This is a genomic window from Aquimarina macrocephali JAMB N27 (genome assembly GCF_000520995.1).
Lineage (GTDB): Bacteria > Bacteroidota > Bacteroidia > Flavobacteriales > Flavobacteriaceae > Aquimarina > Aquimarina macrocephali.
The window spans coordinates 1-17,598 of record NZ_JACA01000015.1; the positions used below are offsets into that span (position 1 = coordinate 1).

At 32.7% G+C, this 17,598-nt stretch carries 19 protein-coding genes; 11 read left to right on the forward strand and 8 right to left on the reverse strand.

What is annotated here, in order from left to right; all coding sequences use genetic code 11:
- Nucleotides 1-171 precede the first annotated feature (171 nt).
- From Z054_RS32700 to Z054_RS0111555, 5 genes are all read left to right on the forward strand, one after another.
- Nucleotides 172-432 carry a LytR/AlgR family response regulator transcription factor gene (locus Z054_RS32700; protein WP_394331061.1) on the forward strand — a complete coding sequence of 87 codons (261 nt, stop codon included), beginning with the start codon at nucleotides 172-174 and terminating at the stop codon, nucleotides 430-432.
- 175 nt (nucleotides 433-607) lie between these two features.
- Nucleotides 608-1,183 (forward strand): Crp/Fnr family transcriptional regulator, encoded by a 576-nt coding sequence (locus tag Z054_RS0111540; protein WP_024770223.1) that lies wholly within the window; start codon nucleotides 608-610, stop codon nucleotides 1,181-1,183.
- A gap of 68 nt (nucleotides 1,184-1,251) precedes the next feature.
- Nucleotides 1,252-1,821 carry a sugar O-acetyltransferase gene (locus Z054_RS0111545; protein ID WP_024770224.1) on the forward strand — a complete coding sequence of 190 codons (570 nt, stop codon included), beginning with the start codon at nucleotides 1,252-1,254 and terminating at the stop codon, nucleotides 1,819-1,821.
- Between the two features lies 1 nt (nucleotide 1,822).
- The gene (locus tag Z054_RS0111550) at nucleotides 1,823-2,119 is read left to right on the forward strand and encodes a SemiSWEET family transporter (RefSeq protein ID WP_024770225.1); all 297 of its coding nucleotides are present in this window, start codon (nucleotides 1,823-1,825) and stop codon (nucleotides 2,117-2,119) included.
- The gene (locus tag Z054_RS0111555; protein WP_024770226.1) at nucleotides 2,112-3,104 is read left to right on the forward strand and encodes a Gfo/Idh/MocA family protein; all 993 of its coding nucleotides are present in this window, start codon (nucleotides 2,112-2,114) and stop codon (nucleotides 3,102-3,104) included. Before Z054_RS0111550 ends, Z054_RS0111555 begins: the two co-directional genes overlap by 8 nt.
- Before the next feature lie 39 nt (nucleotides 3,105-3,143).
- On the opposite strand, the gene Z054_RS0111560 is transcribed toward Z054_RS0111555, so the two are convergent.
- A complete protein-coding gene (locus tag Z054_RS0111560) occupies nucleotides 3,144-4,271 on the reverse strand; it encodes a helix-turn-helix domain-containing protein (RefSeq protein ID WP_024770227.1) in 1,128 nt (375 codons plus the stop codon).
- 154 nt (nucleotides 4,272-4,425) lie between these two features.
- Between Z054_RS0111560 and Z054_RS0111565 the strand changes: the two genes are divergently transcribed.
- The 3 genes from Z054_RS0111565 to Z054_RS0111575 all read left to right on the forward strand — a co-directional run bounded on the left by Z054_RS0111565 (nucleotide 4,426) and on the right by Z054_RS0111575 (nucleotide 7,185).
- A complete protein-coding gene (locus Z054_RS0111565) occupies nucleotides 4,426-4,974 on the forward strand; it encodes a type II toxin-antitoxin system RatA family toxin (protein WP_024770228.1) in 549 nt (182 codons plus the stop codon).
- Between the two features lie 10 nt (nucleotides 4,975-4,984).
- On the forward strand, nucleotides 4,985-5,854 hold the full coding sequence (locus tag Z054_RS32635; RefSeq protein WP_316929927.1) for a VOC family protein: 870 nt from the start codon (nucleotides 4,985-4,987) through the stop codon (nucleotides 5,852-5,854).
- A gap of 119 nt (nucleotides 5,855-5,973) precedes the next feature.
- Entirely contained in the window at nucleotides 5,974-7,185 is a 1,212-nt protein-coding gene (locus Z054_RS0111575; protein ID WP_024770230.1) for a bifunctional alpha/beta hydrolase/OsmC family protein, read from the forward strand.
- Between the two features lie 86 nt (nucleotides 7,186-7,271).
- Here Z054_RS0111575 and Z054_RS30160 read toward each other — a convergent pair whose 3' ends face one another.
- Nucleotides 7,272-10,541: a M36 family metallopeptidase gene (locus Z054_RS30160; protein ID WP_024770231.1), complete on the reverse strand. Its 3,270-nt coding sequence runs from the start codon at nucleotides 10,539-10,541 to the stop codon at nucleotides 7,272-7,274.
- A gap of 413 nt (nucleotides 10,542-10,954) precedes the next feature.
- Here Z054_RS30160 and Z054_RS0111585 point away from each other — a divergent pair, with 413 nt between their 5' ends.
- Together Z054_RS0111585 and Z054_RS0111590 are read left to right on the forward strand one after the other, a co-directional pair.
- The gene (locus Z054_RS0111585) at nucleotides 10,955-11,437 is read left to right on the forward strand and encodes a YdeI/OmpD-associated family protein (protein ID WP_024770232.1); all 483 of its coding nucleotides are present in this window, start codon (nucleotides 10,955-10,957) and stop codon (nucleotides 11,435-11,437) included.
- Nucleotides 11,438-11,540: 103 nt separating this feature from the next.
- Nucleotides 11,541-12,134, forward strand: a complete 594-nt coding sequence (locus Z054_RS0111590; RefSeq protein WP_024770233.1) for a superoxide dismutase family protein — start codon at nucleotides 11,541-11,543, stop codon at nucleotides 12,132-12,134.
- A gap of 81 nt (nucleotides 12,135-12,215) precedes the next feature.
- On the opposite strand, the gene Z054_RS0111595 is transcribed toward Z054_RS0111590, so the two are convergent.
- The 4 genes from Z054_RS0111595 to Z054_RS0111610 all read right to left on the reverse strand — a co-directional run bounded on the left by Z054_RS0111595 (nucleotide 12,216) and on the right by Z054_RS0111610 (nucleotide 14,958).
- The gene (locus tag Z054_RS0111595; protein WP_024770234.1) at nucleotides 12,216-13,175 is read right to left on the reverse strand and encodes a hypothetical protein; all 960 of its coding nucleotides are present in this window, start codon (nucleotides 13,173-13,175) and stop codon (nucleotides 12,216-12,218) included.
- Nucleotides 13,176-13,399: 224 nt separating this feature from the next.
- The gene (locus tag Z054_RS0111600; protein WP_024770235.1) at nucleotides 13,400-14,011 is read right to left on the reverse strand and encodes an alpha-ketoglutarate-dependent dioxygenase AlkB family protein; all 612 of its coding nucleotides are present in this window, start codon (nucleotides 14,009-14,011) and stop codon (nucleotides 13,400-13,402) included.
- Nucleotides 13,998-14,243 (reverse strand): Ada metal-binding domain-containing protein, encoded by a 246-nt coding sequence (locus tag Z054_RS0111605; RefSeq protein ID WP_024770236.1) that lies wholly within the window; start codon nucleotides 14,241-14,243, stop codon nucleotides 13,998-14,000. Before Z054_RS0111605 ends, Z054_RS0111600 begins: the two co-directional genes overlap by 14 nt.
- A 1-nt stretch (nucleotide 14,244) precedes the next feature.
- Nucleotides 14,245-14,958, reverse strand: a complete 714-nt coding sequence (locus tag Z054_RS0111610; RefSeq protein WP_024770237.1) for a 2OG-Fe(II) oxygenase — start codon at nucleotides 14,956-14,958, stop codon at nucleotides 14,245-14,247.
- 300 nt (nucleotides 14,959-15,258) lie between these two features.
- On the opposite strand from Z054_RS0111610, the gene Z054_RS0111615 reads away from it, so the two are divergent.
- Nucleotides 15,259-16,443 (forward strand): LETM1-related biofilm-associated protein, encoded by a 1,185-nt coding sequence (locus Z054_RS0111615; protein WP_024770238.1) that lies wholly within the window; start codon nucleotides 15,259-15,261, stop codon nucleotides 16,441-16,443.
- Between the two features lies 1 nt (nucleotide 16,444).
- On the opposite strand, the gene Z054_RS0111620 is transcribed toward Z054_RS0111615, so the two are convergent.
- On the reverse strand, nucleotides 16,445-17,068 hold the full coding sequence (locus Z054_RS0111620; RefSeq protein WP_024770239.1) for a hypothetical protein: 624 nt from the start codon (nucleotides 17,066-17,068) through the stop codon (nucleotides 16,445-16,447).
- Nucleotides 17,069-17,072: 4 nt separating this feature from the next.
- Nucleotides 17,073-17,567, reverse strand: a complete 495-nt coding sequence (locus tag Z054_RS0111625) for an RNA polymerase sigma factor (protein ID WP_024770240.1) — start codon at nucleotides 17,565-17,567, stop codon at nucleotides 17,073-17,075.
- Nucleotides 17,568-17,598: the final 31 nt, after the last annotated feature.

A 17,598-nucleotide genomic window follows, 5' to 3' on the forward strand; every position in this document is an offset into this window, starting at 1 on the left:
AATATCAACGCAAATATAAACTAGAGCCATTATTTATTAAAGCCCATTTCATTTGAACGTTTTCTGAAAGCAGTACTTAAAATTAAAGACACTATTGAAGAACCAAAATTAGAAGAAGTAGCCAATGGTATCATCTATATAAAAAGTGGTCAACAACAATTTAAAACTAAGATCGAAGACATTTTATATCTTCAAAAAGATGGTAATTATATAAGCTATATTACTAAAGATAAAAATATTCTGGCCAGACAATCGATTAAAAATGCCCTGGATGAATTAGGAAATAAGTTTATACAGATTCATAAATCAACTATTATTAATGTAGATCATATTTCGGCTTTTGATTCTCATTCGGTAATAATAAAAGATATAAAATTATCTGTTGGGCAATCCTATAAAGTAGTCTTTCAAAACTATGTGAAATCTACATGAACACAAACTAATCTCTCTATATTTCTTATAGTTTTTAACAATTAAAGATCTTTGATCAAAGCTACTTATGTTCAAAACGGTAAAAGAGATATACCAAATTCGTTTATTATACAAAATAAGGTAAGGGATAATACTAAATTCTTACTTTTGGAAATAAGAACTATACCTTAAAAACGTGGAAAAAATTATATCTAGTATAAAAAGTATGTATGCTGTAAGCGATGCTTCTATAGCATCTTTAACAAGTAAGATGACAAAACTAGATCTTCCTAAAAAGCATGTACTTATTAAAAGTGGGATCGTTGATAAGAATTATTATTTCATAGAAAAAGGGTTGACTCGTTCTTATTGTATTATTGATGGAGAAGAAGCTACTACCTGGTTTAGTAAAGAAGGAGAATTAGCCTTTTCTATGTTAAGTTGTTATGAAAACAAACCGGGTTTCGAATATGTAGACTTATTAGAAGATTCTGTTATATACGCTATTCCTGTACATGAATTAAATTTATTGTATAAAACCAATATTGAAATTGCAAATTGGTCCAGAATAGCACATCAAAAAGCTTTTCTTGATCTAGAATTACGACATATTGCCCTGGCTACACAATCGGCTAAGGAACGCTACGATACTTTTACTCAAGAGAAATCTGATTTATTTAAACGTGTAAAACTAGGCTATATCGCCTCTTTTTTAGGAGTTACTCAAGTTACTTTAAGTAGATTAAGAGCTAAACAACATTTTTTAACATAGGTAAAAAATATTCTTCTAAAACAAAGCTAATTTTGTACGGTCGTTATTTAATTTAAGAAAACATGCATATGACCGAAAAAGAAAAAATGCTGGCTGGTGAATCCTATGATACGAGAGATCCAGAATTAATCGAAATGTATCATAATGCCAGAAAATTAATGCAGGTATACAATGCTCTGGATTCTACAGATACCCAAGGTAAAAAACAAACACTATCAAATTTATTAGGACATATTGGAGATGGCGCATGGATCGAACCTCCTTTTTTTTGTGATTATGGAGTGCATATTTCTGTTGGAGAAAACACAGTAATAAATACCAATTGCATGTTTATCGATGATAATACAATAACCATTGGAAAAAACGGGCTAATTGCGCCTTTTGTTCAAATATATACGGCAAAACATCCTGTAAAAGCCTCTGATAGAATACAAAACTCTGGCAATGCTCCCTTTACTACATTAACGAGTCCTGTAAAAATTGGAGATAACGTATGGATAGGCGGAAACAGCGTTATATTACCCGGAGTTACTATCGGTAACAATGTTACCATAGGAGCAGGTTCGGTAGTAACTAAAGATATTCCTGATAATACATTAGCTTTTGGAAATCCATGTGCAATCATAAAAACCATATAAAATGAACTTTTTACAATCTATACCAGAATCAATATTTGAAATTATCGGTTTTTCTATTGGTTTTTTTGTTTGCGTTATAACTGCTATTCAAATCATTAAAGAATATAAATCAAAACAATCTAGTAGTCTTTCACCCGGTTATGTTATGGGTTGGCTATTTGTGTATTCATTTTGGGCTATCTATGGCCTTCGATTTGAAGCAGTCGCTTTATGGACTACCAATAGTCTTGCATTATTCTTGCAAATCGGTTTATGTATAATAGTATTCAAAAAGAATAAAAAAATTAAGCATGTCTAAAATTAAAATCGGAATCATAGGGTATGGCAATTGGGTTAAAGACGCTTATATACCAGCTCTTACATATGACGGAAGAGCCGATATTGTTGCCATTTCTGCAAAAAGTGATACTACCATCGCAGCTATCAAATCACAATTTGGAAATACCATTGATGTATATAGTAATTATGAAGACTTATTAAATTCGCCCTCGATTGATGCCATAATGATTGCAGTTCCTGATGCTTTACATGGTAAAATTGTAATGGAAGCATTAGATTCTGGTAAGGCTATTTTTTATGAACCTCCTATTGGTCATACTAGAGATTTGATACCAAAAGTACTGAAGAAGTTGATAAATGCTCCACAAATTACACATGCCGATCTAGAATTAGGACTTATTCCTGTTATAGCAGAAGCAGCTAAACTTATAAAAAATAAAGCTATTGGAAAAATACAAACTGTAAGTATTGATTTAAGGTCTAATTGGGGACCTGAACCCGATCAGGATACAACAAACATTAATCGCTTATCACTCTGGTATGTTCATGTTCTTAACATTTTACTAAATGCTACACCAAAACGTGTTCTTATTATGGATGGTCAAGGAACCGATGGAAGACGACAAAGTCGAAGTACTGGTCTTTTTGATTATAACGGTATTTGGGGTGAACTAAAAGTTAATATAGATAGTGTAGATAAACTGGTAATTACGGTAGAGATTATTGGTAGCAAAGGAGATATCCAAATAGATATTTTAACAGGAGAACTGAAATTAAGAACTAAAGAAAAATCTTTAACAGAACATTTCCCTGCATTGCAGCCATATGCAGACTGGCCCGGAATGAGAGAATCAATAACTCATTTTTTAAATGCTGTAGAAAGTGGAAATCCGAGTTTTGCAAATGCACATCTGGTTGCAGAATTACAAGCTATAGGTATGGCTTCTGAAGAGTCTAAAGATACTGGGAACTGGGCCGTAGTAAAAAGTATGATATCTGGGTAATATTCATATTTCATTTTAATCTTCTGAAGTAATTAAAAATTAATTTGTAGTAGCATCGTGTTTCTTAGCACCTTTACCAAGATATTCTGTTGGAGTCATCGAAGTTACTTTTTTAAACGCTCTGTAAAAACTGGTTTTACTACTAAACCCGCACTCTTCTCCAATAGCCTGAACGGATATTTTCTGTAGTGCTCCCGATTGCAGCATTTTTTTAGCCTTCTTAATACGATGATGATTAATAATTTCATAAAAGTTAGAACTCATTTTCTCACTCAATACCTGTGAGATATGGTGAGATGGTACATCAATAGTTTTTGACAGATCTGCAATTTTGAAGTTAGATATTAGATACCAATCTTCATTTTCAAAAAATGTCTGTATTTGTTGTTGTATCTCCAGCGATCGCATTTCAGATAATGGTGATGTTTTATATTTTTTCCCTTCCAACACAGGGAGAATTTGCTTTATATCCACAATCCAATATCCTAGTAATAATATAGTTATTGACATTAATCCAGAAAGAATAATTTCTGCGGTTATTGCTGAAGCTCCTGTAAGTAAAAAACCTGTTTGTAATACGATTTCTGTAAAAGCTAAAATCATTAACAATACACCAAATCGTTTTAATAATATACTATTCTTTTTATCTTTTTTATACATCATTACTAAGGTTGCCAACGCATAGAACAACAACAAAATCAAATGTAAACTTGCTTGTAACCAATCAGAAAAGGCTACTGCACCATCAGGTAAAATATCATAATAGTATTGTATAATTTCTTGCTTTTCTTCAGAACTCCCTAAATATCTGGGAAAAAGAAGTATCAACATCATTAAAAAAGGCAAAAGATGAATACTATCTCTTTTCTTTAATCTAAAAGAAGAATCTCCATAACTCTTCACAAATAAATAAAAACAGGGGCCTACCAAAAATAACAATGGATATCCAATCCCCAACATATGCGGCCATTGCTTGATCAGTTGAGTAGTAAACAATAAATAGGTAAACAAATGTTGTATAAGTCCAAAAAGAGCTATCGCCAGAAAATATCTCGATTGTTTAAGTGAAGTACTTTTCAAAATAACCAAAACAACAAAACTACCAACGACAATTACTCCTCCTAATAGAAAAGTAATTCCAAATGCAAAAGACTCTATACTATTCATATCATAAAAATAGTACTACTTAATTAAATGAAAAACTGAATTAGATAGAATATATAACAAATGAGTTTCAATTAATTAAGTGTTCCCTATTTTCAAGGCTTCCCGTGATTTTCTTAGGTACTTTTATGATGTAGAAACAATAAAACAAATAGTTATGATACGTAAAATTTTAAAAGGAATAGCACTATTTCTAGTACTCGATATTGTCATTATACTTGTATATGGTTTTGTTCAATATCCAAAAGCCAAAGGTGTACAACACTTTACCGCCGAACGAATCATTAATGCTCCCAAAGATCAGGTTTGGGAAGTAATTTCTGATGTAGGCAACTACCACAAAGTAACGGCCCCCAGTATTAATCATGTCGAGATTATTGAAGGAGAAGGTTTAGGTATGAAACGTGTTTGTAGTGCACCAGATGGAAGCAGTTGGGAAGAAACCTGTACATTATGGAATCCTGGTAAAGAGTTTCAGTTTGTTGTAAACACTCAAAAAGAAGACTACCCTTTTCCTTTAAAATCATTATCCGGTTCCTGGAAATTAGAAGCAATAAGCGCTATGCAAACCCGTCTTTTTCTAGATTTCTCTTATGAATTCAAGAGCCCTTTCCTAAGTGGATATTTCTTATCCATGGGAACAGGACAAGCTGAAAAAGACACTGAGTTTTTATTAAATAACTGGCAGAAAATAGCAGAAAAATAAAATCAATATCATGAAAGCATATATCACAATACTTATATTTTTAATATCCTCACAAATTGTATTTTCTCAACAAAAAATCCCAGATTGGTTTGTTAAAAACATGGAACAATCCATAGGGAGCTGGATTACTGATAATGAAACATATAAAAGCAAAAATGAACCCTTTGATCAGTATGGTATGGATTGGGAATGGGGAATCGGGAAACAAAGTATCACAGGTAAACTCTATGGATTAATAAATGGAAAAAAACAGGGAACCTTTTGGGAATTTCGTCAATATTGGGATTTTTTCAAAAGCCAAGGTATTGTCGCTCAATATGGCAGTGATGGTACGGTTGGAATCGGCCCTATGACTCAAAAAGAAGGAAATCAAACTGAAATGATTCAGGAATTCATAAGCCCCAATGGTAGTAAAAATGTTCACAGGCATCTTTCTAGTTTAAAAGAAGGAGAACTTATCACCACCTCATTCGACATTCAATCCGACAAAACATGGAAAAAAAGAAGGTCGTACATTTGGTATATAACCAAAAATATAAAAAATATGGATCTCGGTATTTTTTCAATTTCATTAGCAGTAAAAGATATTAAAGCTTCTAAAAGCTTTTATGAAAAACTAGGTTTTACAATGATTGATGGTAATTTGGATCAAAAATGGGCTATCCTTAAAAATGGAAATTCAAAAATTGGTTTGTTTCAGGAAATGTTTCCTAGCAATACATTAACTTTTAATTCTGAAAATGCCCGGGGTATTCATAAAAAGATAAAAGGAGAAGGAATTACAGTTACAGTGTCGAATGGTATGGATAAGAAAGAAGGACCTGTATCTTTTATGATTACGGATCCTGATGGAAATCCTATTTTAATTGACCAACATTAAAAAGGAAATTTAATACAAAAACCTGTTGATCCCTTAATTCCTTGCAGGTTGAAATTATTAATACTTAAAATGTTATTTTAAAGTAAAAAGTTCGACCTTTAATACAAACTACCATCTATATGAGTCTTTCTAAAGTTACTTTTATCAATGCTGAAGGTCAATCACTATCGGGGCGTTTAGAGCTTCCTGCCGATCAACATCCCCATAATTTTGTATTATTTGCACATTGCTTTACTTGTAATAAGAATCTAGGTGCGGTACGAAATATAAGTAGAGGACTTACTTCTCAAGGATTTGGAGTACTGAGATTTGATTTTACCGGGCTTGGAGAAAGCGAAGGTGATTTTGAAGACACCAACTTTTCTGGTAATGTCGAAGATCTTGTAGCCGCAGCAGACTTTTTGGCAAAAAAGTATAAAGCTCCTACTCTACTTATTGGGCATTCTCTTGGAGGTGCCGCTTCAATATTTGCAGCAGCAAAGATTGACACTATTAAAGCAGTTGCAACGATTGGAGCTCCTTCTAACCCAAAGCACGTTGCACATTTACTAAAAAGCGGTTTAGAAGAAATTCAAATAAATGGAAAAGCTACAATCAACCTAAGTGGGAGAGATTTTACGATAAAAAAACAATTTTTGGATGATTTAGAAACCAAATCACTTCCTGAAGTTGCAAAACATTTGGATAAAGCACTTCTGGTAATGCATTCTCCACAGGATACTACTGTACCTATAAAAAATGCTGAAGAAATTTATCATGCTGCAAAACACCCCAAAAGCTTCGTAACCTTAGATGGAGCAGATCACTTGCTGATGCGGAAAGAAGATTCTATGTATGCCGGAAATGTTATTGCAGGATGGTCCTCTCGATATATTGAAATTCCTGAAGAACCAAGACTTAAAAGCCAACACCATGTAGTTGCCAGTTTAGGAAATGCTGAAGGGTATACAACACAAATGAAAGTTGGAAATCATTATTTGATTGCCGATGAGCCAGAAAGTGTAGGAGGTCATGATTTTGGGCCATCACCCTATGAGTATGTATCAGCCGGATTATCTGCCTGTACAGCTATGACCATAAAAATGTACGTTGCCAGAAAAGGGTGGGATTTACAGCATGTAGAAGTACATACCAGTTATAGTAAATCTCATATGGTAGATTGTGAAAACTGTGAAGATCCAACAGCAAAAATCGATACTTTCGAAAGAGAAATAAAGATCGAAGGAAATCTTGATGAAAAACAAATTACCAGAATCCTACAGATCGCAGATAAATGTCCCGTTCATAAGACCTTGCATAGTGAAACTCAGGTCATTACTACTTTGATTTAAAGATCAATATCACCAAATTTAAATACATCTATAAAACAAAAAAGACCGTTCTTTCGAACGGTCTTTAGTATTACTCTACAAATCAGTTATTCAATAATAAAGCGTTTTATTGTATCTTTTTCTTTCTTTTCAGAATTTTGGATTCTAAGTATATACATACCAGCACCCAAGCGATCAAGATTGATAAAACCATTATTATTAAGCCTTCCTTCTCCAACTACTTGTCCCATAATATTTATAACAGAATACGATGTATTTGATATTTCTTTGCTAGGAACAAACACTCGAAGTAAGTTTCCTTTCTTCAATGGGTTTGGTGCGATTCTAATGGTTGATACATCACCTTCATCTTCATCACCCAGGATAGGTGTCATATTTCCAAATCCTGCAACCATTTCTGCTGCTAATGCTCCGCCACAAGATCCTTCATAAATCTTCACATTAGAGAATATTGAGTTATTTCCGCTTCCTGCGTCATTATCATTGATAAATACTAAACGATCCATGCTACCTGTATAAAAATCACCTACAGGAATAACATATTTCTTAGTACCACTAGCATAATTATCAAAGTTGGTTACTCCATAATTTTGAGTTCCATGTACTTTAAAATATCGTGTAGAAGTCAGTGTGTTATCATTTTCAAAACCAACTGCATGAATCTCACCTTGAGAAGTACTGCTAAAATCAAATTCTATTACTGTATTAGCTGTAACGGTATAGTTAAGACTAATATATTTCCAGGTATTATTCTGCATAGATAATCCTGTTCCACCACTTACGATTGAGAAATTACCTGCATTATCTTGATTAGAGAACGCATTAATCTGGAAATCATTAAAATTCAACGCATCACACACCGGAGGGTTTGTCGTACCATTTTGAATACTTACTGCATCTATTGCAATATCACTTTGCCAACCGCTAGTACCACTACCTGTAACTACATTAAATCGTAATTGTACACTTGCATTACCTGCATATGCTGATAGATCAACATCTGCTGTATTCCAACTGGTACCCTGAGCACCTGTTTTAGAGAATACGCTTGTCCAGTTTCCTGTATTATTGGTTCTTGCTTCTACTACTAAAGTGTTTATTGCACTTCCTACCATATGGTATTGGAATGCAAGTTTAGGAGTAGTTAAACTACTGAAATTTAAACAAGGTGAATTTAGGATAGCTCGTTTGTTAGGGAATCCGGTTCCATTACCAGAAGCTTCTACATAAAGGTAGAAAGTACCATCTGCTGCGCTACTTGGTCCGGTTCCTGTAGATGGAGTGGTTCCAGAATTTCTGGTCCAGTTTAAGTCATCTCCAGATGTTGTTTGTGCCCATTGTCCTAAATTAGTTTCGAAACTTTCTGAAAAAGGAAATGAAGTCACATCACCAGAACAATTACCTGTTCCTGGATCTGTGCCATCACAAGGATTCACAAACGAAACAGTTTGATCTGTATTACTATTAGAACCACCATTATTATTTTCGTTAGCATCTTTCCCTACTCCACGTGCTGCAAATGCTTTCCAAATCAAGCACTTATATTTTTCGTTATATAAATCTTTGTCTGCCTGAAGAATTCCATCTCTACCCGAAACAAATCCTGGGTTATTAGCTGTATTCTTTAATCCTTCAATAACAAGGGCCATAGCAATATTATTCCCACCTGTTCCATTATAAAAATCCGCATCAAAACCTTCCTGATCTATTAAAGCCCAGGTCATATCCCAAAGAATGGTTGCAAATGCATAACCAACTCCATGTGGTACACGTAGGTTATTTATATCTCCATAATCTGTACTGTTAATAGATGTATCTGTAGAATATCGAGTTGGTCTAATTCCGTTTCCAGAAGTTGGTTGGCCAAGCGCATATGTACCAACACCTCTTCCATCTGTACCTACATCACCTGCTTTCATGGTCAATATTAATCCAAAAAAGTCAGACCAGCCTTCTCCCATTTGTTCAGATCCTCCTAAAACATTAGAAGAAGGTCCTCCTACTAATCGAGTAGAAATACCATGACCATACTCATGAGCTATAATTCCATTATCAAAATCCCCATCTCTCTTAGGATTCGTTTTATTCCATAAGAACATTTGCATTCTTGGGTTACTTCCATCTGGTGGAGTACCAAAATTTGCATTATTGATACAATTGGTTCTTGGATCATTACAAGTAACACTACCATCTTGAGCATCTGCATTTACAGAATCGCTTCCTGCCCCGCCTTTACCATAGTTATTTTCCTGAAAATTTCCACTAGCTTCATTAAAGCCATATTGATAGAATACATCATGTATTATATTATTCCAGTAAAATAAATTGGTTATAGCAGCATCTCTATAGTTGCTAGGGTCTTGATTAAGATTTAATGGAAAATTAAAATCAAGACTTGATCCTCCACTAGGAGAAGCACCTGTACCATTATTTCCGTTAATATCATCCTGTGCCCATACATTATTACCTCTTGTAATGGTATGTTCTGCTCCATTACTTCCGTTAGTATCATGCCATCCAAAAGGAGATGCTGTAGTATTTGCTGGATTTGTAACTACAGAACGGCTACCATGTATTGGGCTTTCTACCGGCATTGCAAGTACATTATATGAGTCAGGAGCCAAAGCTGCCGTTGGTGCTTCTGCAACTGTTACTACTGCTTTGGTATCCATAAGTACTGATTCATGATTGTGTGACCCGTGATCAGCACTTTCAAAGTTACACTTGACTACCCAGTTATCTTCATATATAATTTCACCTGTCGCGGCATCTACAAAACTATTCCACCAGTTATGTCCGTTTTTCTCATAAAGACTCACATTCCAACTTAGACGTAATTCGTTATTATGTAATTTATAGACTTTTCTAACTTGAATAGGTTCGTTATCCCCTGTAATTCCAGAATCCGCAAATTGTGAAACATCGTTTCCATTAGATTTGCTTACAGTTTTAGACAATCTTTTAGCAGAAGGCAAGTTATGCGCTCTTATAACCGCATTTATTGCCGAAACTTCTGTAGAAGATGCTTTAGTAGAAGTTACTTTTGATTTTACTCCTTTAATAAATTGATCAATTTCATAAGTAATTTTACCATTATTAACCGTTAACTTAAAAGTTCCATCTACAATAGGAATTCCATTATAAAGCTGATTAACATATACATGTGTTAAACCAGGTTTTAATGAAGGAACCTCATCTGTAATTCTCCATTCTGAAAAATCAGTATTTAAAGTTTTTGAAGATTCATTTTTAGCAATATCGCTAAAGTGATTTCGAACTAGCGTGTTCGAGTTCTGTGCAAGAATTGTTTGCCCTATTAAAAATAATAGAATGACAAACGAGTAACCTTTTTTCATAAAAAAAAATTTTGAGTTTGTGTTCTATAAAATTAACAAAAATTAAAGCATTTATATAAACAAATGAGAATGTCTCACGAAACACACGAAATTTAACAATAATATTGAAATATGTTTAATACAGACACTAATACACTTTTTATCACAAATAATACTTTGCTCAACTATTATGAATACTGGTTCTATGATTAAAATATTTTTTATCTAAAACTTTACTAAAAAAAAGGGAAGAATAAGAATCCCTTTTTAACATTACGGAAAAAGTGTCGAATTTAGTATTGAATTTTTCTATAACTAACGTTAGTTATCTTTACTAAATATCAAATTTGATTAACACTATTAAATAAACATTAAACAAAATATTCTTAAATTGAAGCAAATTTTGTTTTGTATTTTCGGTAAAATCATAGGCTATGAAAAATCAATTTTTTGAAACTTCACTCAATTCTAGTCATAGTATTATTGTGCCAGATAAAATTGCACAATATCTTATAGAAGAAGGGCATAAAAGAGTGATTGTAGAAATTACTTTCAATACAGCATCAGTACGATTTCATGCAGCTTTACAAAAATGGAAAAGCAATTATCATATTACTTTTAATAAACAAAATCAAAAGAAACTAGGTGTTTTCCCTACAGATTTTTTTAAGGTTGCCTTACACGAAGATACTACCAAATACGGAGTAGAGATGCCAGAAGAATTTGATGCTGTTTTACAAAGTGACCTGGAAGCTTTAGATATCTTTGAGTCTTTGACCGATGGAAAAAAAAGAAGTTTAATTTACTATATTCTAAAAATAAAAAATTCTCAATCCCGAATCGATAAAACTCTAATTATCACTGAAAACCTAAAGCGAGGTGTGCGAGATAATAAAGAACTTCTCAAAAGAATATAATTTACGTATTATATAATGCTTCGGTATTTCCTATCCAAATTCTTTGTCATAAACTAAAACTACATTATATTACGTTTGTAAATGACATACAAACCATAAAACTATGAAAACGTTAAAATTGGTAGTGTTAGCTTTCTTATCTATAGCTGTATTTGGTTGTAAAGGAGAAAAGAAAGAAACTACAGATCAAGAGAACACCAAAGAAAATGTAGATACTACAACAGATCAAGAAGAAGAGGATAATGCAAAGACCTTAGAATTTACTCTAGAACCAAAAAGTGATAGTAAAGTTTCGGGCAAAGTTATTTTTACCGAATCTGAAGGTATGGTAAACATGATAGCAGAATTAACAGGACTAGATGAAGGAGAGCATGCTATTCATATTCACGAAAAAGCAGATTGTTCATCGGCAGATGGTAAATCTACAGGAGGGCATTGGAATCCAACAATGGAATCTCATGGAAAATGGGGTGCCAAAGAAGGATATCACAAGGGAGATATAGGAAACTTTAAAGCTGATGCAAGCGGTAATGGCAATATCACTTTTGCTACTAATGAATGGTGTATTGGTTGTGATGATGATAAAAAGAATATTGTAGGTAAAGCAATTATTGTACATAAAGGTATTGATGATTTTACTTCTCAACCTTCTGGTGCCGCAGGTAGCAGAGTGAGTTGTGGTGGGATTATCCAATAAAATTTATCTTATATAACAAAAAAGAGGCTATTTTTAGAATAGCCTCTTTTTTGTTATATACCCTACAGGTTTACGTTTTTATCACTCTATTTGATAATCTTTCCATGTATTGGCAAAGCCTTCATCAATGAGCCATACTGCTTCATTTTTATTATCTGGATAAGTCTCATATGAAAAGATATTTTTAGAAACTTTATTACCTAGCCATCCCGAAGTCTCTGATATAGGAAGTAGTTCTCTGGATGTACCATCTACTCTATATGCTAAGGCAGAAGAAAAGAATAATTTTATTAATTCATCTGATTTAGCTAATGGAGTAAAATGATCTGCATTAGGCTCAACAGCATAACTCCAAAGTCCATTTTGAGCTCTATTTGTTTCAACTACTTGTTTCATTATAGTTATACCTCTACTTGGTGTATCCATTTCGGCAATCAGCATTAAACCTGGTATATCCTTACTTTCGTTTTTTGTAGATATGGCCCATCCTCTAATATTAGCAAACGCGATTACACGATCAGGCTTAAAAGCTGAAAAAAAATAGCTAAACATTCCTCCTGCCGAATAGCCTTTCAATAAAAAAGGTAATGTTGTTACTTCTGGAATATTATTTTTTTCTGCAATAGCTTCAAGGGCTGTTAGAAGTGCTTGTCCACTACCCTCTTCTGCATTTGCATAGGTATCAAAAGCAGCTATAGAATTTAGTGTTTTTAACCGAACGCCAATAAGGCCAATATTATTATTTCTAGCATACTCTTGCCACGCCTCAGAATCTGCATTACCTAATCCATTACCATTAAAATGGGGCGTTATTACCAAAATTGCTTTTAAACCAGAAACGTCTGTTGGGTCCGGAACCCATAATCTAAATTCTGCAATATCAAAACCACCGGTGCTTTGTTGATTTACATGAAATGTCCAATCATCCAAAAATTTACCTGCAGGAATAGGTACATATGTGGTGAGATCAGTTTCAGATTTATCGCATCCAAAAACAAATACTATTAATATTAATACTGTAATATTTTGTAGACACTTCACACTTATTGTTTTTTCATCAATAAATAATTAAAAGCCGTTTAAACCCATTATTTATTAGAATTAAATAAAAAAAGGAAATTACGGATAAAATATATAAAACTAACAAAACTTAATAGATCTTGCTCTTACTGATGTTTATAGAGTAAGAAATTGAGCATAAATCTTCTATTAAGGATATGTAAAGCCTTTATGCAATTAGTATTATTACTTGTTTACTAATATTCTCATTTTTCTACTATCGTTCTAAATGTCAGATTAATTCTTGGAGTGTTTATCATTTTTGTGGGAGGTAAGCGATGCAGCCAATTAGTTTGCGTTGTATCTTTCATTATCAACAAACTACCATTTTCTAAAACCAATGCTCTTTTATCTTTTGTTATTTTATGTTTAAACGCAAATTTTCGTTCTGCTCCAAAACTCAATGATGCGATTGCTCCATTTTTTTTAAGATCTTTTTCTGCATCACTATGCCAAGCCATTCCTTCGCTACCAGTATGGTATAAATTAAGCAAGCAAGAATTAAATGTTTCATCTGTTTTTTGCTCGATAAGTTCTTTTAACTCTAACAGTTCTGGTATCCAGGGTAGTGCAAATTTTGTAGTATTTGAATACGTATATTCAAATGATTTCTCTGCATACCAAGCTACTTTACGTTTGGTTACAATTCGTTTACCAAAAATGATAGCCTCATCATTTTTCCATTCTATATTTTCTAGTAAGCGATTAAAATAATGATTGGCTTGCTGTGATGACATCAATTTACCATAATAATTTACGATACCATCATGGGGTAATATATTTTTCTCATGATCTATGATATGACTAAACAAATCCATTCTTCCATTTTTTATATTCACTTCTCATACAATGTCCGCATGGCCTGTATCCATGATTCTTTGCTTCATTTTCTGACAAGAAAAATACTCGATTTTCTCGTTTCATTCTCTTTCCCGATCTACATTTCAAAGTTCCATAAATTTTGAGTTTTAGGTTACCTCCAAAGCAAATTTCTTTTTGCCTTATTTTTTTTCTTAAGCCTGTATTTCCTATTTCTTTGTGTAGTATCATTCTAACTAACAGCATCATGAAAAATCACTCCTAAGGTATATCTTTTACCATTATGTAATTCGCTCACTCCATGTTTCATATTTACCCTGTAATATCCTTTTGTTCCCTTTACAGGTCTAAAGTTAGTTGTAAAAATGAGCATATCTCCTTTTTTAGGCTGTAAAACAATAGCTTTAGACTGAGCTCTGGGAGTTTGTTGTGTTATTACAAATTCTCCTCCTGTATAATCATTACCTGATTCGTTTAAAAACAAAACAGTTTGGAAAGGAAAATACACATCTCCATATAAATCTTGATGCAAAGTATTAAATCCCCCTATTCCATATTTTAAAATCAATGGTGTAGGTTTTAGCTGATGATTAGCATGACACAATGTTTGTAACTCCCGAAATGTTTCGGGAAAGACTTTGTCTATTTTCAATACTTTCATCCACAAATTGGCAATTGGAGCAAGCTTTGGATATACACTTTCTCTAATAGTCTGTACAAGTTTTGGTAATGGGTAATCAAAATATTTGTACTCCCCCAAACCAAACCTGTATCGTTCCATCACCACAGTTTTGCGATAACCTGTGGGATTATCATATCTATCTATCATTTCTCTACATTGATTTTCTGAAAGAAATTCTGGGATAATCGTATATCCTTTTTCATTCATCTCCTCTGTTATTACTTGCCAATTTATAGTTTCTACTTTATGCTGTATTGCTTTCACTGGTTTTTATAATGTTTCGGTTCTTATAACTGTTTTTATTTACTCTTTTTTTTGAAACTATAAAATTCTTATAATTATCAGATTCTTAAAACCCATTTCTTGCGTTGTTGTTAATATCTATATAAATGTTTTATAACAACTCTCTATGCCTGAGTTCTGACATCTTTTGATATAACTCATATGCATATTTCATTACTATCATAGTGTATTAAAAATTTCACTTTTTCTAATACATTTTAATAACTTTTCAAAATAGCATTTCACCAAAATAAAATTAACTTTGTAACAAATTATTAATCAATGAATCCTTCGACTTCGGGTTGGATAGAAAAGTTTTTACGAGACCTTGATGGCGATCCCAATTTGCCTCAATGGTCATTTGACGAACTATATCTTGATTTAAGACGAGTAGGTTTTATCTATGGTACTTCTATAGATACCATTATAGTTAATGATTCGGATATTGTTTATTCTGAAGAAGAAAAGACAAAGATCAATTTATTCGCTGCACTAGTGATTACGTACTATGATACAATCGAAAATGCCGATAAAAATGATTGTGTTGATGCACTTGTGCAATTCTATGGTTTTTTAGATACCAAAAAATCTATTTTTTCTTTGGGCAACATATTACCGGGGAATAAAAATGAAAAGCTCGAAAAAATTATACACGCCCGTATACAAACAAATGAATCTCTTTTTAAGAAAAACTTCAGTCATCTACTAACTAATGCATTATTGTTTATTGATGTATTAGCTTTTGAATATTTTCTTATACATGATAAGAACCCTTTTGAGTATGCTTCCAAATTAGAGGAGACCCTAACAAATACTGTTTTTCTTGCTCTTAACTCTAAAAAAGAGCAAGATGAATATGACAAGCTTTTAGTTAAATTATTCTCTTCATCTGTACGATATACTAATATTTCTACAGAAGAAGAAGCTAGTTTTGATTATATAGAATTAGATCCATATACAGACGAAATTGAAAAAAAATATATTCTGGATCTTACCAGTCTGGCTGTTTGGAATGATAAAGAGGTAGATAAAGGAGAACAGAGTTTTATGCTGGCTCTGGGCACAGAACTTGAGCTATCCCATACGGTAATAGCAGAATCAATTGATTTGGTACAATCGTTCATTAATCAACATAAGGAAGATATTTCGTTTTTTAATTATTCGAATCCTGCATTACATTTTTACCAGCAAACCTCTCGAACGGTTAGTGTATTGATATTAAGAAATAAAAAGAGGCTAATTAAAGAAATCTCTGAAAGTAAAGACCTAATGATATTATTAGGACAATCTACAATGCGAGATTTATCTAAGGAAGAAAAACAACAAGTAAAAAAACAATTACTTGATATTTGTAAAACGATACCTTCTTTGGCTATTTTTATTCTTCCGGGTGGAAGTCTGCTATTACCTTTACTGGTAAAATTTATTCCTCAGCTATTACCATCAGCATTTAATGAGAATAAATAACTTATATCTCAAGTTGTTTAAGTTCTCCATAATTTCTTTTCAACCTTCGGGTAAAAATTCCATAAATAACTCTGTAGAATAATGCTATTGCTCCTATAAATATTGATGTTACTAACAAAGTAACCACTACAACTAACCATACTGGCAATTGGTTTTTGACAGAATTGTTCTGAAATGTTTCTGTGAATATAAGTGCATAACTCATGGTAGCAACCATTGCTAATGCAAAAAAGCTAATGTTTACCCAGATATATTGTTTTACTGTTCTTCTTGTTTTTATAATATTTTCCATTAACACTTTAGCAGAATCGGTCGCCTTTATTTTCTTATAGTTTATATAAAAACGAGTAATAAAGTATATCAAAATACCGTAAGAAACAATCGAAGCTATCAAAGAGAATGACCCCATATCTACCTTTTCTACTTTCGAATACATTCCATTTAGTCTAAATACGACATCCAAAGAAGCCCATAATAGAAATTCTAAAATACTAATGATAAAAATCCATCTTACAATAGAAGAAGATTTTTTTAGAATCATTTTATATATTTCTTTATATGACAATCTGGGAAGCACATCTTCTTGCTTCTTCCAGTCCTTCTTTAATAGTTCTAATTCATCCATGGGGTTACGGATTTAGTATTTTTTTCAACTTCGTTTTTACTCTATTCATCTTTACTCGGGCATTTACCTCGCTAATACCCATGGTATCAGCTATTTCTCTATATGATTTATCTTCAAGATATAAGAAAACCAAAGCTTTCTCTATATCATTTAATTGTTTTACTGCTGCATACATTAGTTTCAGTTGTTGCTCAACTTCATCATCATATTCTTCAGCTTTTATCTTAAAGTTCATCGTATCAAGATCAGCTGTCTTAATACTTCTTTTGGACCTTCTGTATAATGTAATTGCAGTATTTAATGCAACTCTATACATCCAGGTGCTAAACTTAGCGTCTCCTCTAAACTTAGGATATGCTTTCCAAAGCTGAATCGTTATTTCCTGAAACAAATCATTATGTGAATCAGAATCACTGGTATATATTCTACAGACCTTGTGCACAATATTCTGATTTTGCTCAAGATTGGTTACAAAACTATGTTCTAATTCTTTATTCACTTTGGTCGGTTACTTCTTATATGTAGTCAAG